Below are 25,190 nucleotides of genomic sequence, written 5' to 3' on the forward strand. Positions count from 1 at the left end.
ATGTCAGAATGTTGGCTTGATCTTGACTACCACCAGCCCAAATAGGCATGGCCGCACCAAAGCACCAACATAGACATAATACCGGCAACAATATCATCAAGCATAATGCCTAACCCGCCGTGTACCTGTTTGTCTAACCAGCTAATAGGCCAAGGCTTAACCATGTCAAAGAATCGGAAAATAACAAAACCCGCTAACACAGTCTGCCAATCCGTCACGGGCACCAACAACATGGTGATCCAAAAGCCGACAAACTCATCCCATACGATGCTGCCGTGATCATGGACTCCCATATCTTGCGATGTACGACCACAAAGGTAGATACCAACTGCGCTACCAATAACGATTGCAACCGGAAGCAAAGTTGTTGATAGGGAAACAATTAACAGATAAAACGGAATCGCTGCCAACGTGCCCATGGTGCCCGGAATAATAGGAGAAAGCCCAGAGCCAAAGCCTGTCGCTAAAAGGTGTACCGGATTCGCCAAGCGAATTTTACTGATAGGGTTATTCATTTACTTCAACTACCTTACGACGAAAAATGGTCCCAGCCTGAGAGTGACCAATCGACTTCTTTATCTTCCCACCGCACACTGAGCCCTTCACCATGTCGAATTTGTCCAATGCATGTAACTGGTGTGTTTGTATGCGCTAAAGCCGCATCTAACGCGCCACGGTGACTTTCTGGCACAGTGAAGCAAAGCTCGTATTCTTCACCACTGCATAATGCCAGTTTTGCTGCCGCTTCTCGACTTCCCGCATACTGTAACAGCTCATCAGATAACGGTAATTCATTTGCATTCACCACCGCAGAGACATTGCTTGCCTTGAGTATGTGCTTGAGGTCGGCAATCAAACCATCAGAAATATCTAACGCAGAGGACGCTAGGCCGCGCAGTGCTTGCCCCGCTAATACGCGAGGTGTCGAATAGTAGTGACGATTTAGCAGCGTATTTTCGATGTCATTCGAGGGGGTATCTCCACGAAGAATCACATCCAGACCCGCCGCACTGTCACCGAGGTTTCCCGTAACATACAGCCAATCTCCTGCCATAGCGCCATGACGACAAATCGCTTTGCCTGCAGGAATAAAGCCTTGAAGCGTGATCGTAATGCTAAGAGGGCCTTTGGTTGTGTCGCCACCAATCAACTGAACATGATAGTACTCAGACAGCTTATAGAAGCCGTCACAGAACCCTTTCAACCACGTTTCATCGACCGAAGGCAGTGTCAGCGCCAAAGAGCACCATGCAGGTATGGCTCCCATCGCGGCGAGATCACTAAGATTAGAAGCCAACGCTTTATGGGCCACTTTTACGGGGTCGGCATCAGGGAGAAAATGATTACCCGCCACCAAGGTGTCTGTCGTCACGACCAGTTGGCTATTGTCCGGTATAGTGATCACTGCAGCATCATCACCAATGCCGAGCACCACATCCTTTCTTCCGACGGGTTGCGCCTTAAAGTAACGGTTAATTAAATCGAATTCGTTACCAGCCATCTTTTCATTCCATGCAAGCGAGGATAAGAAAAAGGCCAGCGAGGCTGGCCTTTGGAATTACTTAATGATTATTTCTTTCGCAGGGTTGGTACTGCTTTATCCAGCACCCCGTTCACGAATTTGTGGCTGTCTTCAGCGCCAAAACGCTTCGCCAACTCAATAGCTTCGTTGATAACCACTTTATAAGGAACATCTTGACGCTTGCACAGTTCATACATAGCAAGACGTAGCAAAGCATGCTCCATCTCATCCAAATCTTGGATTGGACGAGACAAGTATGGACGCATTTTGCTGTCCATTTCTTGGTAGTTCAACACCACGCCTGAAAACAGATCACGGAAGTATTCAACGTCCGTATCTGGTTGACGAAGACGCGGCTCATCAGCCTGGTGTTCTTCTTCTTCGTAGTTATCTGCCGCTAGAAACTGTGCTTCAATATCAGCAACGTTGCCTTTGGTCAATTGCCAAGAATAGATGGCTTGTAGTGCAAAATGACGCGCATTGCGTCGTGCGGCTGGTTTCACGATAACCCCCGTTAGGATTCGATTTGGGACAGGACATTTACCATTTCAAGCGCGCTTAGTGCAGCCTCTGCCCCTTTATTACCAGCCTTGGTACCCGCGCGTTCGATGGCTTGTTCGATGGTATCTACGGTCAGCACGCCGAAAGCCACTGGAGTATCAAACTCTAGTGCTACTTGTGCCAAACCTTTGTTGCATTCTCCGGCCACATAGTCAAAGTGTGGCGTACCGCCGCGGATCACTGATCCAAGAGCGATGATTGCGTCATAACGACCGCTTTTTGCAACACGTTGTGCAACCAATGGAAGCTCGTAAGCACCAGGGCAACGTACTACAGTGATATTTTCTTCGCTAACTTGGCCCTGACGCTTCAGCGCATCAATAGCACCGTCCAGCAGACTTTCGTTAATGAAGCTGTTGAAACGAGATATAACGATAGCAACTTGAGCATTTGGTGCTGCGAATGCACCTTCGATTACCTTCATGGGCCTTCCTGTGACTGTTTTATCCGGATTTAGAAACCGCGGGATTCTATCACACTTTTCTGTAAAGCATCCAGCGCTTATCCCTCATGACTCTTGCCCTGCATAGGGAAGAAATCTTTTCGATTTAACGAAAAAGCACAGCAATTGCTGTGCTTTTTCAACAAGACTTTTGGCGAATGGCCTTTCATCTTAGTCGCAAACGTATTCCACAACCTTCAAGCCGAAGCCTGACAACGCGTGATAACGCTTATTCGGCGAGGATAACAAGCGCATTTCCGTCACGCCTAAATCTGCCAAGATCTGCGAACCAACACCGACACGTCGACTGGTGCCTTGCCATTTGGCTGATGCGGGCTGGTCACCATTGTCTTGCGCTTCAAACGTTTTAACACGATGAATAATGGTGTCTGACGATTCTTCTTTACCCAAAATCACCAATACGCCACCATCTGCATTGATGCGTTTCATCGCACCTGTCAGAGACCAACTGCGCTCTGCAGAGCGATCCGAATGCAGAAGATCCGTAAAGGTATCTTGAAGATGCACACGCACTAGCGTTGGCTGATTAGACACTTCGCCTTTTTGCAACGCGTAGTGAACTTGGTTATCAATGGTATCTCGGTAGGTGATCAGGTCAAATTCACCGTGCTCAGTCGGCAATTTACATTTCGCCACACGCTCGATGGTGGTTTCATGGTTGTTTCGGTACTCGATAAGATCGGCAATCGTACCTAATTTGATACCATGCTTCTCACCAAACACTTCGAGATCAGGGCGACGTGCCATAGTGCCGTCTTCGTTAAGAATTTCGACGATAACCGCGGACGGAGAGCAACCGCCCAAACGCGCCAAATCACATCCTGCTTCCGTGTGCCCAGCTCGTGTTAACACGCCACCATCTTGCGCCATTAGCGGGAAGATGTGCCCAGGCTGCACCAAGTCTGCCGCTACCGCGTTTGGCGCAACCGCTGCTTCGACCGTACGAGCACGATCTGCTGCTGAAATACCGGTTGTTACGCCTGTCGCCGCTTCAATCGACACTGTAAATGCAGTAGAGAATTGTGCATTGTTGTCGCTCACCATTAAGGGTAACCCAAGGCGCTGGCAATGGTCTTTGGTCATGGTTAAACAAATCAAACCGCGGCCATACATCGCCATGAAATTGATGGCTTCGGGAGAGACTTTTTCAGCGGCGATAATAAGATCACCTTCATTCTCTCGATCCTCATCATCCATCAAGATGACCATTTTTCCCTGACGAATATCGTCAATGATTTCTGCAGCGCTACTGATCGGCATTGTTCTATCCCTGTCACTGTCAGTGCTCATCGGCACGGTATATGTTATTTGCTGATAGCGTCACGAGCTATCGTCGTGATGGCTATCTAAGAAAACCTGATTCTGCTAATTTCGCCATGGTTAATCCACCCGCACCAGATTGCTGTGCGGCGCGGTCGCCCATCATTAAACGCTCTAAATAACGAGCAATCACATCCACTTCAAGATTTACTTGCTGACCGACATTTAAGGTTTCAATGGTGGTTTCAAGTGCGGTGTGAGGAACGATGGTCAATTTGAAGCGATTACCATCAATGTCATTAATGGTCAGGCTGATACCATCGATGGTCACTGAGCCTTTTTCAGCCAGGTACTTTGCCAGACTTGCTGGCGCTTCCAGCCAAAACTCAATCGCACGCCCTGATTCATGACGTGACACAACGGTCGCTAAACCGTCGACATGGCCTGAGACCATGTGTCCACCGAATCGCGTGGTCGGTAGCATGGCTTTTTCGAGATTCACTGCTTGCCCAGATTGATAGGTTGCAAATGCAGTGCGCTGAAGCGTTTCCACGGATAAATCAGCCACATAACCATTACCCGTCAACGACACCACGGTAAGACACACTCCGTTAGTCGCGATACTGTCACCCAATTTCACATCGGATAAGTCAAGGTCACCGCTTTCAATGGTTAGGGAAATGTCTTTGCCTTTTGGCGTGATTTTCCCAATGCGACCGACTGCTTCAATAATTCCTGTAAACATATAATTCTTTACTGCTTTTTCATACGAAGGCGCACGTCGTTACCAATTTGGCGAACGTCCGTTAATTCAAAAGATGGCACTTGCTCCATGGCAGTGAAACCGCCCAGATTCGCGAGTGCACGAGCATCTTGTCCCATCAGTTTAGGGGCTTGATACACAATAAGCTCATCAACCAGATCCGCATTCAATAAACTGCCTGCAAGTGTCGCACCCGCTTCAACCCAAATATGGTTAACGCCTTTGGATGCCAGCGCTCGCATCGTCTCGGACAAATCTAGCCCATTGTCCTGACGATTCACCTGAATCACTTCAACGTCATCACTCAAAAACACGGTTTGGGCATTGGCTGTGACTAACATCACTTCGCCATCGAGCGAAAACAGCTGCGCGTCTGCTTTGACTTTGGCATCAGTATCTAAGATCACGCGTATAGGTTGGCGAAGCGTTTTGATGTCGTAGTCAGCTTGAGCATCTCGAGGGAGTTGTTCCCAGCGTACGTTGAGCGACGGGTTATCATCTAACACTGTCTGACTGGTCGAGAGTACGGCTCCAGACATAGCACGGAAAGCTTGAACATCAGCGCGTGCTTCGGGTCCGGTGATCCATTGGCTTTGACCATTTGCTAACGCAGTGCGCCCATCAAGGCTTGCAGCGAGCTTAAGCTGCACATAAGGCATACCAGTTTTCATCATCTTAATGAACCCCGGATTCAGCGCTTCTGCTTGCGGTTGTAGCAGTCCAACATCCACCTGAATACCCGCATCACGTAAACGTTGTATGCCGCGACCTGCCACGTTAGGGTTAGGGTCGACCATGGCACATACTACGCGGCCAACACCTGCAGCAATCAAGGCATCAGCACAGGGCGGCGTTCGGCCAAAATGGGAGCAAGGTTCAAGTGTGACATAAGCTGTCGCGCCATTGGATTTTTCACCAGCCGCGCGCAATGCAAAGACTTCGGCGTGAGGTTCACCCGCGCGAAAATGAAAGCCGTCACCGACAATGTCATCACCTTGAGTGATAACACAGCCGACATTGGGGTTAGGTGCTGTGGTATAGATGCCGCGTATTGCCAAATCAATGGCACGCGACATCATGTCTGTATCAAATTGAGAAAACATGTCACCGCTTACTTTTCTAAACGCGCAATTTCTTCGCCAAAGTCTCTGATGTCTTCAAAGCTGTGATAAACAGATGCAAAGCGAATGTACGCCACTTTATCGAGTTCTTTCAGCGCATCCATGACCAAGTTACCCACCATGGTAGACGAGACTTCTCGCTCACCAGTGGCTCGTATGGTGGATTTGATGGTATTGATGGATTTTTCGATATCGTCAGTGCTAACTGGACGCTTCTCCAAAGCTCGCTGAATACCACCGCGCAATTTGTCTTCATCAAACGGTTCTCTATTACCGTTTGTTTTGATGATCCGCGGCATCACCAACTCTGCAGTTTCAAACGTGGTATATCGTTCGCTACACGCCAAACACTGGCGACGACGACGCACTTGATGACCGTCTGCAACCAAACGTGAATCAATGACTTTGGTGTCATTCGCACCACAAAATGGACAGTGCATGTCGCCTCCTTAAACAATTGGAAGACAGTGTAACCGATTTAAGCGCAAGGGTAAGCGGTGTTGAGAGTATTTCGATTACAAAAAAAGCACCCGAAGGTGCTTTTTCTCTATTAATCCATCACGAAATGGATAAATAGCGCGTTACGCGTAAACAGGAAGGCGCTTACAGATTTCTAGCACTTTCGCTTTGGTTGCTGCGATTACTTGCTCATCATTGATGCTATCAAGTACATCACACATCCAGTTCGCTAGCTCTTTCGCGTCATCTTGGGTAAAACCACGACGAGTAATTGCAGGAGAACCAACACGAATACCAGACGTCACAAACGGGCTACGTGGGTCATTTGGCACACTGTTTTTGTTCACAGTGATGTTTGCTGCACCCAATGCTGCGTCTGCTTCTTTACCCGTGATGTCTTTGTCGATCAGATCAACCAAGAACAGGTGGTTTTCAGTGCTGTTAGAGACGATTTTGTAACCGCGCTCTTGGAACTGAGCAACCATAGCTTTTGCGTTATCAACTACGCGCTGCTGATATGCTTTGAACTCAGGCTCCATCGCTTCTTTGAATGCGACCGCTTTTGCTGCGATAACATGCATCAAAGGACCACCTTGACCACCAGGGAATACCGCTGAGTTCAGCTTCTTGTACATGTCTTCGCCAGCGTTTGAAAGAATCAAACCACCGCGTGGACCTGCCAATGTTTTGTGCGTCGTTGTCGTGACTACGTGCGCATGTGGGATTGGCGTTGGGTAAACGTCAGCTGCAATCAAACCCGCTACGTGTGCCATATCAACAAACAGGTAAGCGCCCGCTTTGTCAGCGATTTCGCGCATACGAGCCCAATCAACGATTTGCGAGTAAGCAGAAAAACCACCGATAATCATCTTTGGTTTGTGCTCAAGCGCTAGCGCTTCCATTTCGTCGTAATTGATTTGGCCAGCTTCGTCGATACCGTAAGGAATCACGTTGTAGTGCTTACCAGAGAAGTTAACTGGTGAACCGTGAGTCAAGTGACCACCGTGCGCCAAGCTCATGCCCAAAACGGTATCGCCTGGGTTTAACAACGCCATGTAAACCGCGCTGTTCGCTTGAGAACCAGAGTGTGGTTGCACGTTAGCGTATTCTGCGCCAAACAACTCACAAGCACGGTCAATCGCCAGTGCTTCGGCTTTGTCTACATACTCACAACCGCCGTAATAACGCTTGCCCGGGTAACCTTCAGCGTATTTGTTGGTTAGCTGGGAACCCTGCGCTTCCATAACACGAGGACTGGTGTAGTTTTCTGACGCGATGAGCTCAATGTGCTCTTCCTGACGTGCTGTTTCTTCTTGGATCGCGGTAAATAGTTCCGGATCGTAATCAGCAATATTCATGTCACGCTTTAGCATCTGTATCTCCTGACTCAGACAATTCCCAATGTAACCAAGTTGACCAAATGACTCGTTAAAATCAAACCATCAGGACAACCTGGTTGTAACCTCAGAATGGGTTAAATGTTGTCAATTCGATCACGCCAGTATCCATGCAGACGCAAACGTTTTCGTCATGACTATCCTACCGCTGCGATTCTACAAAATTTGTTGCGCAACAGGTAGTAGCAATCACATTTTTTTTATCCCAGTAAACATGGTCATTTTTCATTCTTGCCATGAATTGAATTCATTTTGACCAAAACGAGTGAGTGTAAACCCTTGATGTTTACACTGCGTAACCGAGCGCTGACACCCACGTAACACTAAGTTTCCTCTCACTCTTTTCTACTTTTTGCATAATCATTAAGATGCCCTGAATTTTGATTTCACTGGCATGTCGCTGCGCCATTTTCTCCTTGATTCACGACATGCTCTTCGCCGTTTCCTAGGGAGTAAACACCTTGATCCATGCGCCAAAACACAACACCACTGAAGATTTGATCGCCATTCTGTCTGGCACATTTCTCGTTGCTCAGGGGGTGTACTTTCTTCAACAAGCGGGATTGCTCACGGGCGGTACAACAGGCCTCGCTTTGCTCGTCACGCAGTTTGTCGACCTCTCATTCGGTACGCTCTACTTTTTGTTCAATATCCCTTTTTACCTGATGGGTTGGAAACGTTTCGGAAAAGAATTCGCGCTACGCAGTGTGTTTGCAGGTGGCATGGTCTCGCTCATCGTCGACCATATTGCGCATGTCTTTACCATTGAATGGCTGTCGCCGATTTACTGCGGTCTGATTGGCGGATTATTGATGGGCGTGGGTATGCTGATGATCTTCCGTCACAACGCCAGCTTAGGTGGCTTCAATGTGCTGGCGCTGATCTGTCAGGACAAGTTCGGCGTGAGGGCGGGCAATGTCCAAATGGCAATTGATATCTCCATCTTGCTCGCATCATTCTTTTTTGTGTCACCGTGGCTATTGGCGTGTTCGGTGCTGGGTGCATTTGTGTTGAATTTGGTGCTCACGATGAATCACAGACCAGATCGTTATGTGGTGTGTTACTAAAGATTTGTTAGCAAAATTAATAAATAATCAAATTGGTAAAACAACAAAGCCTCCCGATGGGAGGCTTTTGTATTCAAATCAGGTCGATTAAATCGCTTCTTCGTCTTCTTCACCGGTACGGATGCGTACAACGCGCTCAATTTCCGTTACGAAGATTTTGCCGTCGCCGATTTTGCCGGTTTGCGCCGTTTCAACAATGGTTTCTACACAGCGGTCAGCCGCATCGTCGGAAACAACGATTTCCAACTTCACTTTCGGCAAGAAGTCGACCATGTACTCAGCACCACGATACAGTTCAGTGTGGCCTTTCTGACGACCAAAACCTTTTACTTCTGAAACCGTCATACCTGTGATGCCAACTTCCGCTAGCGCTTCACGCACATCATCAAGTTTGAACGGCTTAATAATCGCTTCAATTTTTTTCATTTAGCATTCCCTTTAAATTCCCGCTTTAAGTTTTATCAAAGCGTTAGCGTCAATGTTTTCATTGTAACTCGACCCTGCCTGCTTCGCTTAGTTTCCGTGAAGTTTCCGCGAGGTTTTTACGAAAAATGAGCAGGTTAAATCAGTGATTTTTTCCATTGCGTGGTTTTTGCATCGTCGCAAGCAAACGGGGATTCGTAACCGGAATGTGCCAATAGGGCTTGCATCGGTTTACGTCCGATCACGGCTCCACAATCCACTTTCAGTTCATGAGTCACTGTTGCGGCATAGGCTTCCAATGCATTAAGCAGTGTTTTACCTATCCCCTGAAGACGAGAATCTTGGTCCACTTCAAGCAATGTAATGGTCGCATCATTGACCATAATGCCGTTATGGCGCTTTTCATGCTTCAACACGGCCACCGCAACGGGCTCACCGTCTTTCTCGGCCACCAGCACGGGCAATTCATGATCACTTGACGCATCTGTCAACACAGATAAAGAAGGAAAACGGGCTTGAAGGGTTTCTGGAATCTGCCCTGTTGGGATAAGCGTTAAGCTAATTGCACTGTCCATTTGCATCTCTCCATACATTCTATACCCAAACAAACCGCTTCATTCGGTCGCTCGAATACAACCGCGTTACTTTACCCTCTCGTCATTACCGCATGCAATGAGATAAAAAAGCCGCTACCCGAAGGTAGCGGCTTGTGTCACAAGTTTGGCAATCCTCGCGATATGGCGACCATTAACCTAGCGTTACACGCGCATTGCGGAACATGCGCATCCATGGGCTATCTTCACCCCAGCTGTCTGGGTGCCATGAGTTAGCAACAGTGCGGAACACTCGCTCAGGGTGAGGCATCATGATGGTCACGCGACCGTCTGTGGTCGTAAGGCCTGTGATGCCATTTGGAGAGCCATTCGGGTTAGATGGGTAGGCTTCCGTCACCTTGCCGAAGTTATCCAAGTAACGCAGTGCGACTGTGCCTGATTGCTCAATCGCAGCAAGATGCTCAGCATTGCGTACTTCCATACGGCCTTCACCGTGAGAAACCGCGATAGGCATACGAGAACCCGCCATGCCACCAAGGAACAGGGATGGGTTTTCTTGGACTTCTACCAAGCTGAAACGCGCTTCAAAACGCTCAGATTCGTTGCGCACGAAACGTGGCCACAAATCAGCGCCTGGGATCAGGTCATGAAGGTTTGACAGCATCTGACAACCGTTACACACACCTAGCGCAAATGAATCGCCACGGTGGAAGAAACGTTCGAACTGATCACGTGCCATGTTGTTAAACAAGATGGATTTCGCCCAACCTTCGCCAGCGCCCAATACGTCACCGTAAGAGAAGCCGCCACACGCCACAAGACCATTGAAACCTTCCAACGTCACGTTGCCGCTCAGAACGTCACTCATGTGAACGTCTTTCGCGTCAAAGCCAGCGCGGTCAAATGCCGCTGCCATTTCAACATGTGAGTTAACGCCTTGCTCGCGCAAAATCGCCATTTGAGGACGCGCACCCGTTGCGATGAACGGTGCAGCCACATCTTCTTGAACGTCGAACGACAATGCTGCGCTCAAGCCTGGGTCAGTGACATCTTTCTTCGCCGCAAACTCTTGGTCTGCACAGCTTGGGTTGTCACGCATTGCTTGCATTTTATGGGTCGTTTCCGCCCAGATGGTGCGAAGTTCAGTGCGGTTTTGTTCCAGCACCAAATCATCACCATTCCAAATGCGAACTGTATCTTCGTCGCTCAGCGTACCAATCACATGGGTGCACGCTTCTAAGCCATGCGCTGCCAAGGTCGATTGAACCGCATCCAAATCTTCGGTACGAACTTGAACAACCGCACCTAACTCTTCGTTGAATAGAGCTGCAATCTCGTCATCACACTCACCTGTTGCAGACAAAGTATTGATGTCCACTTCAAGGCCAACGTGACCGGCAAACGCCATTTCTGCCAAGGTGACATAAAGGCCACCGTCACCACGGTCGTGGTAAGCCAGCAGCTTCTCGTCACGTACCAAGGTTTGCATGGCATTGAAGAAGCCTTTCAGCAACTCAGGGCTATCAACATCCGCAGGCTTGTCACCCAATTGCTTGTAAACCTGTGCCAGTGCGGTTGCACCTAGACGGTTTTGGCCTTGACCTAGGTCGACCAATAACAACGCGCTCTCGCCTTTATCAGTGCGAAGCTGTGGCGTGACGGTTTTACGTACGTCTTCAACACGGCCAAATGCCGTGATCACCAAAGAAAGTGGTGAGGTATTTTCTTTCTGCTCGCCGTCTTGCTCCCAACGGGTTTTCATCGACATGGAGTCTTTGCCCACGGGAATCGTCAAATCAAGCGCTGGACACAACTCTTCACCGATCGCTTTCACGGCTTCGTAAAGACCCGCATCTTCGCCCGGGTGACCCGCTGCAGCCATCCAGTTTGCTGAAAGGTTGATGCGTTTCAGGTCGCCAATGTCAGAACATGCGATGTTCGTCAGTGACTCAGCCACAGCCAAACGGGCAGACGCAGCGAAATCAAGCAAAGCAACTGGCGTACGCTCACCCATCGACATGGCTTCGCCGTGGTAGGTGTCATAGCTCGCAGCCGTTACCGCACAGTTCGCCACAGGTACCTGCCATGGGCCAACCATTTGGTCGCGTGCAACTAGGCCCGTTACCGTGCGGTCACCGATGGTGATAAGGAAAGTTTTCTCAGCCACAGAAGGCAGACGCAACACGCGAAGTGATGCATCTTCCACAGAAATGGCGCTGCGATCGATCGCCTTGCCTTCCACTTTCTGTGTTTGCACGTCGCGGTGCATTTTTGGTGGCTTGCCAAGCAACACGTCTAGCGGCATGTCGATTGGCGTATTGTCAAAGTGCTCATCTTCTAGAGTTAAATGACGCTCTTCCGTCGCTTCACCCACCACAGCGTAGGGTGCGCGTTCGCGTTTACAGATCGCATCAAACACGGCCATGTTTTCTGGCGCAACGGCCATCACATAACGTTCTTGAGATTCGTTACACCAAATTTCTAGCGGGCTCATGCCCGGCTCGTCGTTCGGTACATCGCGTAGCTGGAATTTACCGCCACGCTCACCATCATCAACCAATTCTGGCAATGCGTTAGAAATACCGCCCGCGCCCACATCGTGGATAAAGGCGATAGGGTTACTTTCACCCAACTGCCAACAACGGTCGATCACTTCCTGACAGCGACGCTCCATTTCTGGGTTTTCACGCTGTACTGATGCGAAATCAAGATCTTCTGCTGACTGACCAGATGCCATTGACGAGGCTGCGCCGCCACCAAGGCCGATGTTCATTGCAGGGCCGCCAAGCACTATAAGCTTCGCGCCAACCGGAATTTCTTTCTTCTGTACATGTTGCTCGCGAATGTTACCCATGCCGCCAGCAATCATGATTGGTTTGTGGTAACCACGAACTTCTTCACCGTTGTGTGAAGTGACTTTTTCTTCGTAGGTACGGAAGTAACCTAACAGGTTAGGGCGACCAAATTCGTTGTTAAATGCCGCGCCGCCCAGAGGGCCTTCTAGCATGATGTCCAGCGCATTCACGATACGGTCAGGTTTGCCGAAATCGGTTTCCCAAGGCTGTTCAAAGCCTGGGATACGAAGGTTAGATACTGTAAAACCAACCAAACCTGCTTTTGGCTTACCACCAATACCGGTTGCGCCTTCATCGCGGATTTCACCGCCAGAACCTGTAGATGCACCCGGCCACGGAGAAATCGCCGTTGGGTGGTTGTGTGTTTCGACTTTCATCAGGATGTGTGCCGCTTCCTGATGGTAGTTATATTGGCGAGACTCAGGGTTAGGAAAGAAGCGCCCCACCTCAGAACCCTTCATCACAGCGGCGTTGTCTTTGTACGCTGACAACACGTTTTCGCTGTTGTGCTCGAAAGTGTTTTTGATCATTTTGAACAGGCTCTTGTCCTGATCAACACCATCGATCGTCCAATCCGCGTTGAAGATCTTGTGACGGCAGTGCTCTGAGTTCGCCTGAGCAAACATCATCAATTCGATGTCGTTCGGGTTGCGACCCAGTTTGATGAAGCTTTCCACCAAGTAATCAATTTCATCGTCTGCAAGCGCAAGGCCCAGTTCCACATTGGCAGTAACCAATGCGTCGCGACCACCACCCAGCACATCAACGGCTTTCACGGGTGCAGGCGTTGCTTCAATGAACAGCGCAGATGCATCTGCCATATCTGCAAACACCACTTCCATCATGCGGTCGTGAAGTAGCCCAACAAGTGTGCTTGTTTGTGCTTCGGTCAGTGCTGCAGACAGCTCAACGTAGTACGCCGTGCCGCGCTCAAGACGCTTGATTTGGTTTAATCCGCAATTGTGCGCAATATCGGTCGCTTTAGAGGACCAAGGAGAAATGGTGCCGGGACGTGGCGTAACAAGAATCAGGGTTCCTGTTGGTGCATGTTCAGCGATTGTTGGTCCATAAGTTAGAAGGCGAGCCAACTTTTGTTGTTCATCTTCACTCAATGGCGCGCTGATATCAGCGAAATGGGTATACTCTGCATAGAGGCCAGTAACAGGCAAATCATTCGCCTGACAGCTTTCTAAAAGTTTATTGACTCGAAAATCGGACAGAGCGGGGGAACCACGCAAAATTTCCATGTGCGTACGTCTCTCGGTTAGCGGTGGATTAAAGTGACATTGACCTAACCCCATGATTCATCTTGCTAACATTCATGGAAAAGCTACGTCGATACCACTTTTGAGCCTCTAACAAGGTCTTCGAGGCGGTATTATAGGGTAAAAAGGTGAGCGACGTAACACCTGACGCAACCGTTTGCGTAACTTTTTTTCACCGCCGATGTCTGTCACTATTGCGCATCGAAATCAAGGTGACCCATCCAGCTGAACTTTATGCCGGGTGCCACCTTTGATATAACAGTCGGTAATCAACTAAGAATGAGCATAACTTTTTGAACGCAAACGCTATAAAACGATTCTATCAACTCCTTGTTGGCACTCTGCTCGTGCTCTTTCTGTCCGGTTGCGAATGGACATACGACGACAGAACGGAACTAGAGAAAATTCGTGATCGCGGCGTATTGCGAGTCGGCACTCTGAACAACCAGCTTTCTTACTATATCGGTCCCGATGGGCCGACAGGTCTAGATTTTGAGTTGTCCTCTCAGTTTGCACAAAGCCTTGGTGTAAAACTCGAAATGCAGCCTGCCTACACACTGTCGGGTTTATTTCCTGCTTTAGAACGCGGTGATGTCGATGTCATTGCAGCAGGCCTTACCATTACCAAATCGCGCCTAGACCGCTTTCGTCCCGGTCCTTCCTATTACTATGTCAGCCAACAGTTGGTATACAAAAAGGGCCATTGGCGTCCACGAAATTTGTCTGAGCTAAATAAAGATGGCGCTCGCGTTGCCGTCGTGGAAGATTCCAGCCACTCCCTCACACTTCAATCTATTCAACGTGAATACCCAGACATGATTTGGGAAAGTGAGAAAGACACCGACGACGATGAACTGCTAAAACAAGTGGCAGATGGCCAGCTTGATTTCACAATTGCAGACTCTGTGGATATTGCATTAATCCAGCGTATTCACCCAGAAATCACGGTGGCCTTAGAGCTTACCGAAGACGAACCTGTCGCGTGGTTTATGAAGAAATCACAAGATGACAGCGTTTACGCACTGATGATTGAGTTTTTTGGCAAGAAAACGCAAAGCGGTGAATTGGCAGCGTTAGAAGAAAAATATTTTGGCCATGTCGACAGCTTTGATTACGTCGATACCCGCGCATTTTTACGCGCAATCGACAGCAAGTTGCCACAGTGGGAACCCCTATTTAAGAAGTATGCCGATCAGTTTGATTGGCGCTTGTTAGCTGCGCTCTCTTACCAAGAATCGCATTGGAACCCGAAAGCGGTTTCGCCAACAGGTGTTCGCGGCATGATGATGTTAACTCTGCCCACAGCAAAGTCAGTCGGCGTTAAAAATCGTCTTGATCCTGAGCAGAGCATTCGCGGTGGCGCTGAATACCTGCACAAAATGCTGCTTCGTGTGCCAGACAGTGTGAATGAAAATGAAAAGATTTGGTATGCGCTAGCGTCATACAACATCGGGTTTGGTCACATGATGGACGCACGTCGTTTAACCAAATCACAAGGCGGAAATCCTGATTCTTGGGCCGATGTTAAACAGCGCTTACCGCTGCTTGCCAAGCGCCAATACCATACTCAAACGCGCTATGGATATGCACGAGGCTATGAAGCGTTGAGCTATGTAGAAAACATCCGCCGCTACTATCAAAGCATCGTAGGCTACGAGCAAGATCAAGCCCAAGCCATTGCCGCTGAGCAAGCCGATGATCTCGAAGGGCTGCAAACCATTAATGTTGAAATGGTTGACGAGGAAAGCGAAGGTCAATCAGATGCTGAGGACACAGAAAACCAAACTGACGAATCTGTATCCGCTGATGAAGCATCAACGGCTAAATCTTAATATTGCATTCAATTCGCCTGACTATAGAGCAAGCCATTGGCAACGGGTTATTCAGTATAAACCTTGATACAACGTCGACAGAGAATCTGTCATAGAGTGTTCACAATGGCGGGTTATAACATTAGTGTCAGACACAAAAAACGCAGCAATGGCTGCGTTTTTCTTAAAAAGGAACTGAATGTATGTTTGCTAGTAAACGTAAAACGCAGTCTAACTTTGCACGTAATTCAAGCTCTGCATCAAACCGCCGCAAGCGCATGCGCAACGTTAACCTCAAAAAGGTACTTTGGCGTCAACGTACTTTTGCGATTCGCGAGTTCGCGATGATGGACGAGAGTTTTTAATTTTTCGCCTTGGGCTCTGACGTGTCCGAGTCGTCAAGCTGTGACACTTTACGCGCATCACGTTCCGCTTTTTTCTCGGCTCGACGTCGACGAAAGAAAGCCTGAAGTTGCGCTCGACACTCCTCTTCCATCACCCCACCTTGATACGCAACGTGATGGTTCACTCCCTCATAACTCAACAGGTTCATCACACTACCCGCCGCACCCGTCTTATAATCCGGCGCGCCATAAATCACTTTACCAATACGGCTATGTACCATCGCACTCGCGCACATCGGGCAAGGCTCTAGCGTGACATACAAAACCGCATCTAGTAATCGATAGTTTTGCAACACCAGACCAGCCTGACGCAAAGCCATCATCTCTGCGTGTGCCGTGGCATCATGTTGACCGATAAGACGGTTCCAACCTTCGCCAATCACTTCACCATTGAGAACCACAACGGCTCCCACTGGTACTTCACCATTTGCTTCAGCGCGACCGGCTAATACCATCGCATGCTGCATAAATTGCTTATCGAGTTCGTCTTGAATCACTGTGTTATCTGCCTGAAGATGTTGCAGTGTGCAGTATATCACTCTGTGCTGGCGTTGACGCCGCCCCATTTGACAATCCATCCGCCAAATAATCCACCAGCATTTTCACTCGCATAGGTTGCAATCGGCGATGCGGAAACAACGCCCATATCCCCTCTTCCAACTCTTGGTAAGCTGTTAGTACACGCACCAATTCTCCCGAATCTAGCGCTTCATGGAGATAGTAATCAGGCAGTTGCACTAAGCCCAATCCACGCGAGGCCGCATCAACCAGCCCGACCCCGCTGTTACAGCGCAAGTTGCCTTTCACGCGCACCGTGCGATCTTTTCCGCTCTCGCGAAAGCGCCAGTAATCATGCTGCCCGCGTAAACAATTAAACTGGGGAAGTTCTGACAATGTATGGGGCGTACCAAACTTAGACAAATACTGAGGGGCACCACAGACAATCAACTTACGTGTCGCCAGTCGCTTGCACACCATCGAAGAGTCGGTCAGTCGGCCTAATCGCAATGCGAAATCACACCCTGAATCAATAAGATCCAGTGGCGTATTGGTCAAATCAACATCGACTTGGATCTCTGGGTGCAACGCCATAAAATCGAGAATCAATGGCATCACCACTTTCTCGCCATACGTCACGGGTGCTGTCAGTTTGATATGTCCATTGGGCGTTTTTTGAAGCTGTGTAACGGCACTTTCCGCTTCTTTCAGCGCATCAGCCAGCATGCGACAGTGTTGGTAATAAACATCCCCTTCTTCGGTGGTTGATACACGGCGAGTGGTTCGAAAGAACAAGCGGGTGTTGAGACGATCTTCCAGCATCGCAACCTGTCGGCTGACATGTGCCGTTGATATACCAAGTCGCTTAGCTGCCTTGGTGAAGCTTGCTGTTTCCACCACAGCCACAAATTCAGAAACGCCCTGCCAATCCGCCATTGTTACACACCAGTAAAAGTTAATTGCTAATATTATGGATTATCAACCTATGAGAAACAATTAGACTAGGTCATGAAAATCGGGTTGTCACAGAATTGGACACATACTCGTATCAAAAATCATCTAGTGTTAGTCAGTAGGACTAACCATATGTACAGAGGAAAAGGTCATGGCGGAACAGTTTATTAAATCGCGCGCAGCAATTGCTTGGGAAGCGGGCAAACCACTTAGCATTGAAGAAGTGGATGTCATGCTGCCTAAAGCGGGCGAAGTATTAGTGCGTATTGTTGCGACAGGCGTCTGTCACACTGATGCATTTACTCTGTCAGGTGACGATCCAGAAGGCATTTTCCCCGCCATTCTTGGCCACGAAGGTGGCGGTATCGTTGAACAAATCGGCGAAGGCGTCACCAGCGTACAAGTCGGCGATCACGTTATTCCACTGTACACACCAGAATGTGGCGAATGTAAGTTCTGTCTGTCAGGTAAAACCAACCTTTGTCAAAAGATTCGTGAAACCCAAGGTAAAGGTTTAATGCCTGACGGCACCACTCGCTTCTACAAAGATGGCCAACCGATTTACCACTACATGGGTTGTTCGACGTTTTCTGAGTACACCGTCTTGCCAGAAATTTCACTCGCGAAAGTTAACAAAGACGCCCCACTGGAAGAAGTCTGCTTGTTAGGTTGTGGCGTGACAACGGGCATGGGCGCTGTAATGAACACCGCGAAAGTGCAGAAAGGCGACACCGTTGCTGTCTTCGGTCTTGGTGGTATTGGTTTGTCCGCAATCATTGGCGCGGCCATGGCAGGTGCGAGCCGTATCATTGGTATCGATCTTAACGAAAGCAAATTTGAACTCGCCACCAAACTGGGCGCGACCGATTGCATCAACCCAAGCAAGTTCGACAAGCCTATCCAAGATGTGATCGTAGAAATGACTGACGGCGGCGTCGACTTCTCATTCGAGTGCATCGGTAACGTTAACGTGATGCGTTCAGCGCTTGAGTGCTGCCACAAAGGCTGGGGCGAATCCGTGATCATTGGTGTTGCTGGTGCTGGCCAAGAAATCTCTACCCGTCCATTCCAGTTAGTTACTGGTCGCGTATGGCGTGGTTCTGCATTCGGTGGCGTTAAAGGCCGCTCAGAGCTACCTGAAATTGTTGAGCGCTACCTTGCTGGTGAGTTCAAGCTTGATGACTTCATTACACATACCATGGGCTTGGACGGCGTTAACGAAGCGTTTGACCTAATGCACGAAGGTAAGAGCATTCGTTCTGTCATTCACTTCGACAAGTAATTCAGCGAACACCGCGCTTTGCCACTCACGCAAAGCGCGGTTTGAATGGAGCCGATCATGAGTCTTGAAAATACCAGTAGCAACCGCAGTTTCGGCGGGTGGCACAAGCAGTACACCCATACCTCAAGAACATTGCATTGCAACATGCGTTTCGCTATCTATCTGCCGCCACAGGCTTCGGAATCAAACAAAGTTCCCGTCCTATATTGGTTATCAGGCTTAACCTGTACCGACGAAAACTTCATGCAAAAAGCGGGAGCTCTGCAACTCGCGGCAGAGCTTGGAATTGCCATTGTTGCGCCAGATACTAGCCCTCGCGGTGACAACATCCCCGATGATCCTGATGGTGCCTACGATTTCGGCGTCGGCGCTGGCTTTTATCTGAATGCCACCGAAGCGCCTTGGAACCGTTACTACTATATGTACGACTATGTCGTCAAAGAGTTGCCAGCGGTCATTGAAGGTCACTTCCCTGTCAGTGATGTGAAGGCAATTTCGGGTCACAGCATGGGTGGGCATGGCGCTCTGACTATTGCGCTGAAAAACAGCGATGCTTACCGTTCGGTCTCGGCATTTAGCCCGATCGTCAACCCGTCAGTTGTGCCTTGGGGACAGAAAGCCTTCTCTAATTACTTGGGAGAGGATACGTCTACATGGCTGGAATACGACGCATGTGCTTTGATCAAAAATGCCGAAACGCACTTGCCCATGCTGATTGACCAAGGGGATGGTGATCAGTTTTTACACGATCAGCTCAAGCCTGAAAATCTTGTGCTGGCTGCAGAAAAAGCGGGTTACCCCATCGAACTGCGTATGCAAGAGGGCTACGACCATAGCTATTACTTCATCGCTAGCTTCATTGACGACCATCTTCGCTTTCATGCTCAGCATCTTAAAGATTAAATCTTTAAACTTTTCGACCAGAAAACAAAAAACCGGCTAAAGCCGGTTTTTTTAGTTTTTGACGGGAATTCTTAGAAACCCAATGGGATGTTGAAGGTGAAAAACATAATCAACATGGCGCTCCATACCGTCAAGAAAGCTGCCGAGTATGGCACCATCATCGCAATCACATCACCAAATGTTAGCTCTGGCTTGTATTTACGCATGAAGGCCAAAATCACGCCCGCATAGGTCATCATCGGCGTAATAATGTTGGTGGACGAGTCAGCCACGCGGTATGCCGCTGACACCAAGTCAGGCGTCATGTTTGGGTTAACCTGGTACAACATAGGAATGAAGATAGGTCCCAATAGCATCCATTTCGACGTCAATCCTCCCACGAACAAGTTAATCAGTGCAGTGGTGATGATAAAGCCAATGATCAACAGAACTGGGAATTGCTCTAGCCCCATAGACATCAAACCCGTAGCACCAAGATAGGTGATGTAAACGCCTAGACCTGAGTAGCTTAATACGGCCAAGAAGTTGTGACTGAAGAACGTCAGCACTAACACATAACCGAAGGTATTCATCTGCTTAACCATGGCGTTAACCACGTCTTGCAACGATTTGAATTTACCCGTGCTGTAACCAAAGCAAACACCCGTTACCGCAAAGACCATCGCAATCAACAAGATCACGTTGTTCATGTAAGGCGTAACGGTACGTCCAGCTTCGTTGGTGTAAGGTGCCAAAGGACCCATTGCCAACGCAACAATTGCCGCCAATGATGCAAGCAGACCAAGACCTGCCATGCGCAGACCTTTTTGCTCAACTTCACTCACGCTAAAGTCACTCTGATCGAGGTCGTCAGGCAGCACATAGTCCATTTTTTCAAGGCGAGGTGCGACAAAGCGTTTTGTTACCCATGCACCAAGAAAAGCCAGCATGAAGGTAGATGCGAAGATGAAGAAATAGTGCATGGTGGCAGGGTTTAGTGCTTCACCTGCAGCCGTTTCAAACGGGACGTTTTGAGACTCTGCGAAAACACGCGCATTCAAACCAATGATGACATCGACTGGCGTTGCAGGGATCAAGTTCGCACTAAAGCCAGCAGAAACACCGGCAAACGCGGCTGCCATACCAATTAGTGGGTTTTTCCCTACGCCGGCGTAAAGCATACCTGCCAATGGGATCAGTACCAGATAGCCTGCATCGGTCGCGATAGAACTCATAATACCGAGGAAAACTAGCAGCATTGGCAGCCATTTTTCATTCAACTTCAAGCCAATACGTTTGATCAGCGCGCTCAATAGGCCTGAGTTCTCGGCAATTCCGACACCCAGCATCACCACCAGAATGACGCCTAGTACGCCATGGCCGAATGAAAGCCAGTTTTCTAATATCGCGTTATCAAACATCCAGCGTACATTTTCGGCCGCCAGCATGCTTTTTACTGTGTGCTCAACCGGAGAACCATCTGCTCCCGTTGTTTGAAATTCCATTCCACCGATAACACCCGTAATGGCCAATGCAGCCACAAGAAGGAACATAAAAATGATGACGGGATCGGGGATTTTCTTACCAATGCGTTCAATAAACGCAATTGCACCGTTAGCTTGCGGTGCTGCTTTTGAAGCGTGACTCATGTCGTACCACCTTATCGCTGAGCTTATACTTAATTTTCGCCTCGAACTTAGCAGATGACTCTTTTAGAGTAAAACTCCAACCAGCGACATTAATTAGCATTTAATGCCAATTATTGAATGTTTGTAGATATCAAAAAACACCCAAATCCAATGCTGCAGATTATCGTGTGATCATTTAACACCCACGCAGAACATACATCTTTTATACAAAAAACCACAAAATTATTAATGTATAGGTTTATGTTTTGCATTTGTTGTAAACATGTAGCACACAAGGTGGGTAATACAGACTCTGACTGGCATAAAGCGTAGAGATGGGGAAAAGAATTAAAAAAAAGCCCCGCTCAATGGCGGGGCTTTCGATTCCATGAAGCGCGCCTCGTAAAGACGCGTTCATACGAATAGTGCTTACATCGTGTAAGTGTATGGTGCTTGGATACCTAGTGGAATACCCAGTGCCCAGTAAGCCAGTAGGAATAAGCTCCAACCCACTAGCATAGCGATTGAGTAAGGCATCATCATCGATGCCAAGGTACCAATACCCGTGGTCTTCACGTAACGCTGACAGTAAACGACAACCAATGGGAAGAACACCATCAACGGAGAAATGATGTTAGAAACAGAGTCACCAACACGATAGCCCGCTTGAGACAGCTCAGGAGAAATACCCAACGCCATCAGCATAGGAACAAGAATTGGACCAATCAATGCCCACTTCGCTGAAGCCGAACCAATCAATAGGTTCACACACGCCGTCAGCAAAATCATACCCACGATGGTCAACTGACCTGGCATGTTCAAGGCTTTAAGAAGTTCAGCGCCTTCCAATGCCAGCAATGTACCGATGTTTGATAGGCTAAATGCCGCAAGGAACTGAGCACAGAAGAACGACATGACCAAGTAGCTACCCATGGTAGACATGGTCTGGCTCATTGCCACAATGATGTCACCCTGCTTCTTGAAGGTTCCCGCAACGCGACCATATACCACGCCCGGAATCACGAACAGGATAAAGATCAGCGGCACGATAGATTTCATCAACGGTGCAGAGAACGCGGTCAATTCACCTTCAGGCGAACGCAGAGCAGACGTTTCAGGAATCAACGCAAAGATAAGCAACGCGATACCAGCAAGCATTGAAAGGCTTGCACGGTTAAACGCCTTACTCTCAATTGCAGAGAAACTACCAAGATCTGGTGCTTTTTCTGCATCTTCGTCGATAGGCAATTTACTTAGGCGTGGCTCAATGATTTTTTCAGTCACATACCAACCAATTGCCACGATCAGAATCGAAGACAAACCGGTGAAGTAGATGTTCGCTAGCGGGTTAACCACATAGTCTTTGTCTAGCACTTGTGCTGCAGACTGTGTGAAACCAGCAAGCAATGGGTCGATACCCGCAGGCACGAAGTTAGCCGAGAAACCGCCAGATACGCCAGCAAACGCTGCCGCAATACCCACCAATGGGTGACGACCCGCAGCGTGGAAGATAATACCACCCAACGGAATAACCAGAACATAGCCTGCATCAGCTGCAGTATGCGACACGATAGCCACTAAGATAAGTGCTGGCGTCAGCAATTTCTTAGGCGTTACGTTGAGCATTTTCTTCAGGCCAGTGGTGATAAACCCTGACGCGTCTGCCACGCCCACACCTAGCATCGCAACAAGCACGATACCCATAGGGGCAAAGCTAGTGAATGTGGTAACCATATTGGCAAGGAAGTTTGCCAATGCAGTGCCCGTTAGAAGGTTGTTAATTTCGACGGCCTGGCCAGAGATTGGGTGTATCAGGCCAAAATCAACCTGAGAAAGAACGGCAGACAGACCCCATACGATTAACAATCCGTAGAAGAACAGTAATGCTGGATCAGGGATTTTGTTCCCTGCTTTCTCAATCCCGTTGAGAAACTTGTCCATTGCGCTCTTTGGCGCGTCTGGAATGTTGTCCATAGCATGGTTACTCATGTAAAGCTCCATGGTTAATTGTGTGTGTGTTTGCTTCGCCTTTTCTGAATCCTTAGATCCGAAAGACGTCATAATTATTCAACAGCATAAAATACATACTTATTTCTTATTTGGTAGCCACAAATATCAATTAAACTCACAAAAAAAGAATATTGATTCAATATGCACACAACAAATAAACACATTGGAAACAGTGTTAATCCCGTGCCGCAACAATTCCAAAGAAAACGTTACGTCGAGAAGAAAGCATGAGTATTGGGCAAGTAAACAGAAGTAAGCGTCACGGTATTGAGAGGGAGTAGAAACTAAAACGGAGTTGCATAGTGAAAAACAAAAAAAGGCACGCTATGCGTGCCTAATCTTGATTCGATCTAAGGGATTATTCCCACTCAATCGTCGCAGGTGGTTTGCCTGAAATATCGTAAACCACGCGGCTGATGCCATCGACTTCGTTGATGATGCGGTTAGACACCTTACCCAAGAAATCATATGGCAGGTGTGCCCAATGTGCGGTCATGAAATCGATCGTTTCAACAGCACGTAGTGACACAACCCAATCGTATTTACGACCATCGCCCATAACGCCTACAGAGCGCACAGGAAGGAATACGGTGAAGGCTTGAGATACTTTGTTGTATAGATCCGCTTTGTGCAGCTCTTCAATGAAGATTGCGTCAGCACGACGCAGCAAATCACAGTATTCTTTCTTCACTTCGCCAAGTACTCGAACACCTAGGCCAGGGCCTGGGAACGGGTGACGGTAAAGCATGTTGTAAGGCAGACCCAATTCTAGACCAATCTTACGCACTTCATCTTTGAACAGCTCTTTCAGCGGCTCAACCAATCCCATTTCCATATCGTCTGGCAAGCCGCCAACGTTGTGGTGAGATTTGATAACGTGCGCTTTACCCGTTTTAGATGCAGCAGATTCAATCACGTCTGGGTAGATTGTGCCTTGTGCCAGCCATTTCGCATTTTTCAATTTCTTCGATTCTTCATCGAAGACATCAACAAACACGTGACCAATTTTCTTACGTTTCGCTTCTGGGTCAGCAATGCCTTCCAGTGCAGATAGGAAACGGTCTTCCGCTTTTACGTGAACAATGTTCAGGCCGAAGTGATCACCAAACATGTCCATCACTTGCTCGCCTTCGTTCAAACGAAGCAGGCCGTTATCAACAAACACACAAGTCAGCTTGTCACCGATTGCACGGTGAATCAGCATGGCAACCACAGATGAATCTACGCCACCAGATAAGCCAAGGATAACTTCGTCGTCACCCACTTGCTCCTTGATTGTCTCAATCGCATTTTCGATGATCGACGCTGATGTCCACAGCTTCTCACAGCCACAGATGTCCATCACAAAACGCTCAAGCATGCGGTGACCTTGGCGAGTGTGCGTCACTTCTGGGTGGAATTGAACGCCGTAGAAACGTTTTTCTTCGTTAGCCATTGCCGCATATGGACAAGTGTCAGTTGAAGCGACTTTGACGAAGTCAGATGGGATTTCGACTACTTTGTCACCGTGGCTCATCCACACATCCAGCATACCTAAGCCCTCTTCATTTAGAGAGTCTTCTATGCCTTTGAATAGGCTGCCAGGTTGGTCAATGGTTACTTTCGCATAACCAAACTCACGCTCAGTTGAACCCGAAACTTTACCACCAAGCTGCTCTGACATGGTTTGCATGCCATAGCACACACCAAGTACAGGTACGCCCGCGTTGAATACATACTCAGGTGCGCGTGGAGAACCCGCTTCCGTCACGCTTTCTGGACCGCCAGAAAGAATGATGCCGTTCGGGTTAAAGTCACGGATATCCTGCTCATCAACATCCCAGCCCCATAGTTCACAGTAAACTCCGATTTCACGGATACGGCGAGCGATAAGCTGAGTGTACTGAGAGCCAAAGTCGAGGATCAGAATACGTTGGTCATGGATGTCTTTAGTCATTTTGTGCAGTCTTATCGTTACCACCAGCTAAGCTCTATCGCTTGGGAAGCCCCATACCATATGGGTTCTCTTTCC

At 48.5% G+C, this 25,190-nt stretch carries 22 protein-coding genes; 5 read left to right on the plus strand and 17 right to left on the minus strand.

From position 1 onward, the window contains the following. Window positions 1–26: 26 nt before the first annotated feature. The 9 genes from pgpA to glyA form a co-directional block, all read right to left on the minus strand. Window positions 27–515: a phosphatidylglycerophosphatase A gene (gene pgpA / locus Q365_RS0112670; protein ID WP_028023688.1), complete on the minus strand. Its 489-nt coding sequence runs from the start codon at window positions 513–515 to the stop codon at window positions 27–29. A 14-nt stretch (window positions 516–529) separates the two neighbouring features. Further along, entirely contained in the window at window positions 530–1,501 is a 972-nt protein-coding gene (gene thiL / locus Q365_RS0112675) for a thiamine-phosphate kinase (protein WP_028023689.1), read from the minus strand. Between the two features lie 68 nt (window positions 1,502–1,569). Beyond that, window positions 1,570–2,043, minus strand: coding sequence for a transcription antitermination factor NusB (gene nusB / locus Q365_RS0112680; RefSeq protein WP_371732996.1), 474 nt, complete (start codon window positions 2,041–2,043; stop codon window positions 1,570–1,572). Beyond that, on the minus strand, window positions 2,037–2,507 hold the full coding sequence (gene ribH, locus Q365_RS0112685) for a 6,7-dimethyl-8-ribityllumazine synthase (RefSeq protein WP_016959723.1): 471 nt from the start codon (window positions 2,505–2,507) through the stop codon (window positions 2,037–2,039). The genes nusB and ribH overlap by 7 nt, the downstream gene beginning before the upstream one ends. A gap of 189 nt (window positions 2,508–2,696) precedes the next feature. Continuing rightward, window positions 2,697–3,806, minus strand: a complete 1,110-nt coding sequence (gene ribBA / locus Q365_RS0112690) for a bifunctional 3,4-dihydroxy-2-butanone-4-phosphate synthase/GTP cyclohydrolase II (RefSeq protein ID WP_028023690.1) — start codon at window positions 3,804–3,806, stop codon at window positions 2,697–2,699. A gap of 82 nt (window positions 3,807–3,888) precedes the next feature. Continuing rightward, on the minus strand, window positions 3,889–4,551 hold the full coding sequence (locus tag Q365_RS0112695) for a riboflavin synthase (protein WP_028023691.1): 663 nt from the start codon (window positions 4,549–4,551) through the stop codon (window positions 3,889–3,891). An 8-nt stretch (window positions 4,552–4,559) separates the two neighbouring features. Then, on the minus strand, window positions 4,560–5,672 hold the full coding sequence (gene ribD, locus Q365_RS0112700) for a bifunctional diaminohydroxyphosphoribosylaminopyrimidine deaminase/5-amino-6-(5-phosphoribosylamino)uracil reductase RibD (protein WP_028023692.1): 1,113 nt from the start codon (window positions 5,670–5,672) through the stop codon (window positions 4,560–4,562). Between the two features lie 8 nt (window positions 5,673–5,680). After that, entirely contained in the window at window positions 5,681–6,130 is a 450-nt protein-coding gene (nrdR, locus tag Q365_RS0112705) for a transcriptional regulator NrdR (RefSeq protein WP_028023693.1), read from the minus strand. A 141-nt stretch (window positions 6,131–6,271) separates the two neighbouring features. Next, the gene (gene glyA, locus Q365_RS0112710) at window positions 6,272–7,522 is read right to left on the minus strand and encodes a serine hydroxymethyltransferase (RefSeq protein ID WP_028023694.1); all 1,251 of its coding nucleotides are present in this window, start codon (window positions 7,520–7,522) and stop codon (window positions 6,272–6,274) included. A 485-nt stretch (window positions 7,523–8,007) separates the two neighbouring features. On the opposite strand from glyA, the gene Q365_RS0112720 reads away from it, so the two are divergent. Next, the gene (locus Q365_RS0112720; protein ID WP_028023695.1) at window positions 8,008–8,613 is read left to right on the plus strand and encodes a YitT family protein; all 606 of its coding nucleotides are present in this window, start codon (window positions 8,008–8,010) and stop codon (window positions 8,611–8,613) included. Window positions 8,614–8,700: 87 nt separating this feature from the next. Here Q365_RS0112720 and glnB read toward each other — a convergent pair whose 3' ends face one another. The 3 genes from glnB to purL form a co-directional block, all read right to left on the minus strand. Beyond that, window positions 8,701–9,039, minus strand: a complete 339-nt coding sequence (glnB, locus tag Q365_RS0112725; RefSeq protein ID WP_028023696.1) for a nitrogen regulatory protein P-II — start codon at window positions 9,037–9,039, stop codon at window positions 8,701–8,703. A 134-nt stretch (window positions 9,040–9,173) separates the two neighbouring features. Then, on the minus strand, window positions 9,174–9,611 hold the full coding sequence (locus tag Q365_RS0112730) for a GNAT family N-acetyltransferase (RefSeq protein WP_028023697.1): 438 nt from the start codon (window positions 9,609–9,611) through the stop codon (window positions 9,174–9,176). A gap of 172 nt (window positions 9,612–9,783) precedes the next feature. After that, window positions 9,784–13,692: a phosphoribosylformylglycinamidine synthase gene (purL, locus tag Q365_RS0112735; RefSeq protein WP_028023698.1), complete on the minus strand. Its 3,909-nt coding sequence runs from the start codon at window positions 13,690–13,692 to the stop codon at window positions 9,784–9,786. A 311-nt stretch (window positions 13,693–14,003) separates the two neighbouring features. Between purL and mltF the strand changes: the two genes are divergently transcribed. Further along, window positions 14,004–15,542, plus strand: a complete 1,539-nt coding sequence (gene mltF, locus Q365_RS0112740; protein WP_028023699.1) for a membrane-bound lytic murein transglycosylase MltF — start codon at window positions 14,004–14,006, stop codon at window positions 15,540–15,542. 182 nt (window positions 15,543–15,724) lie between these two features. Continuing rightward, the gene (locus tag Q365_RS26985) at window positions 15,725–15,886 is read left to right on the plus strand and encodes a hypothetical protein (protein ID WP_169737851.1); all 162 of its coding nucleotides are present in this window, start codon (window positions 15,725–15,727) and stop codon (window positions 15,884–15,886) included. On the opposite strand, the gene tadA is transcribed toward Q365_RS26985, so the two are convergent. Both tadA and Q365_RS0112755 read right to left on the minus strand, forming a co-directional pair. Then, window positions 15,883–16,422 (minus strand): tRNA adenosine(34) deaminase TadA, encoded by a 540-nt coding sequence (tadA, locus tag Q365_RS0112750; protein ID WP_028023700.1) that lies wholly within the window; start codon window positions 16,420–16,422, stop codon window positions 15,883–15,885. The two genes, Q365_RS26985 and tadA, sit on opposite strands and share 4 nt — an antisense overlap. A gap of 4 nt (window positions 16,423–16,426) precedes the next feature. Then, window positions 16,427–17,359, minus strand: a complete 933-nt coding sequence (locus tag Q365_RS0112755; protein WP_028023701.1) for a LysR family transcriptional regulator — start codon at window positions 17,357–17,359, stop codon at window positions 16,427–16,429. 169 nt (window positions 17,360–17,528) lie between these two features. Here Q365_RS0112755 and Q365_RS0112760 point away from each other — a divergent pair, with 169 nt between their 5' ends. Beyond that, window positions 17,529–18,659: an S-(hydroxymethyl)glutathione dehydrogenase/class III alcohol dehydrogenase gene (locus Q365_RS0112760; protein ID WP_028023702.1), complete on the plus strand. Its 1,131-nt coding sequence runs from the start codon at window positions 17,529–17,531 to the stop codon at window positions 18,657–18,659. A 57-nt stretch (window positions 18,660–18,716) separates the two neighbouring features. Next, on the plus strand, window positions 18,717–19,562 hold the full coding sequence (gene fghA, locus Q365_RS0112765) for an S-formylglutathione hydrolase (protein WP_028023703.1): 846 nt from the start codon (window positions 18,717–18,719) through the stop codon (window positions 19,560–19,562). A 71-nt stretch (window positions 19,563–19,633) separates the two neighbouring features. Here the strand turns inward: fghA and Q365_RS0112770 are convergent, their stop codons facing one another. The 3 genes from Q365_RS0112770 to guaA form a co-directional block, all read right to left on the minus strand. Further along, a complete protein-coding gene (locus tag Q365_RS0112770; protein ID WP_028023704.1) occupies window positions 19,634–21,190 on the minus strand; it encodes an AbgT family transporter in 1,557 nt (518 codons plus the stop codon). Between the two features lie 408 nt (window positions 21,191–21,598). After that, complete coding sequence (locus tag Q365_RS0112775; RefSeq protein WP_028023705.1) at window positions 21,599–23,158, minus strand: AbgT family transporter; 1,560 nt, start codon at window positions 23,156–23,158, stop codon at window positions 21,599–21,601. Window positions 23,159–23,537: 379 nt separating this feature from the next. Beyond that, window positions 23,538–25,115: a glutamine-hydrolyzing GMP synthase gene (gene guaA / locus Q365_RS0112780; RefSeq protein WP_028023706.1), complete on the minus strand. Its 1,578-nt coding sequence runs from the start codon at window positions 25,113–25,115 to the stop codon at window positions 23,538–23,540. Between the last annotated feature and the right edge of the window lie 75 nt (window positions 25,116–25,190).

The sequence above is a fragment of the Enterovibrio calviensis DSM 14347 genome (assembly GCF_000621165.1).
Taxonomy (GTDB): domain Bacteria; phylum Pseudomonadota; class Gammaproteobacteria; order Enterobacterales; family Vibrionaceae; genus Enterovibrio; species Enterovibrio calviensis.

Excerpts from the sequence above, each read along its gene's own strand:
- thiL (WP_028023689.1), bottom strand. The coding sequence starts at position 1,501 with ATGGCTGGTAACGAATTCGATTTAATTAACCGTTACTTTAAGGCGCAA.
- purL (WP_028023698.1), bottom strand. The coding sequence starts at position 13,692 with ATGGAAATTTTGCGTGGTTCCCCCGCTCTGTCCGATTTTCGAGTCAAT.
- Q365_RS0112770 (WP_028023704.1), bottom strand. The coding sequence starts at position 21,190 with ATGAGTCACGCTTCAAAAGCAGCACCGCAAGCTAACGGTGCAATTGCG.
- nrdR (WP_028023693.1), bottom strand. The coding sequence starts at position 6,130 with ATGCACTGTCCATTTTGTGGTGCGAATGACACCAAAGTCATTGATTCA.
- pgpA (WP_028023688.1), bottom strand. The coding sequence starts at position 515 with ATGAATAACCCTATCAGTAAAATTCGCTTGGCGAATCCGGTACACCTT.
- glnB (WP_028023696.1), bottom strand. The coding sequence starts at position 9,039 with ATGAAAAAAATTGAAGCGATTATTAAGCCGTTCAAACTTGATGATGTG.
- Q365_RS26985 (WP_169737851.1), top strand. The coding sequence starts at position 15,725 with ATGTTTGCTAGTAAACGTAAAACGCAGTCTAACTTTGCACGTAATTCA.
- Q365_RS0112695 (WP_028023691.1), bottom strand. The coding sequence starts at position 4,551 with ATGTTTACAGGAATTATTGAAGCAGTCGGTCGCATTGGGAAAATCACG.
- ribD (WP_028023692.1), bottom strand. The coding sequence starts at position 5,672 with ATGTTTTCTCAATTTGATACAGACATGATGTCGCGTGCCATTGATTTG.
- Q365_RS0112760 (WP_028023702.1), top strand. The coding sequence starts at position 17,529 with ATGGCGGAACAGTTTATTAAATCGCGCGCAGCAATTGCTTGGGAAGCG.
- Q365_RS0112755 (WP_028023701.1), bottom strand. The coding sequence starts at position 17,359 with ATGGCGGATTGGCAGGGCGTTTCTGAATTTGTGGCTGTGGTGGAAACA.
- Q365_RS0112775 (WP_028023705.1), bottom strand. The coding sequence starts at position 23,158 with ATGAGTAACCATGCTATGGACAACATTCCAGACGCGCCAAAGAGCGCA.
- ribH (WP_016959723.1), bottom strand. The coding sequence starts at position 2,507 with ATGAAGGTAATCGAAGGTGCATTCGCAGCACCAAATGCTCAAGTTGCT.
- ribBA (WP_028023690.1), bottom strand. The coding sequence starts at position 3,806 with ATGCCGATCAGTAGCGCTGCAGAAATCATTGACGATATTCGTCAGGGA.
- Q365_RS0112730 (WP_028023697.1), bottom strand. The coding sequence starts at position 9,611 with ATGGACAGTGCAATTAGCTTAACGCTTATCCCAACAGGGCAGATTCCA.
- fghA (WP_028023703.1), top strand. The coding sequence starts at position 18,717 with ATGAGTCTTGAAAATACCAGTAGCAACCGCAGTTTCGGCGGGTGGCAC.
- glyA (WP_028023694.1), bottom strand. The coding sequence starts at position 7,522 with ATGCTAAAGCGTGACATGAATATTGCTGATTACGATCCGGAACTATTT.
- guaA (WP_028023706.1), bottom strand. The coding sequence starts at position 25,115 with ATGACTAAAGACATCCATGACCAACGTATTCTGATCCTCGACTTTGGC.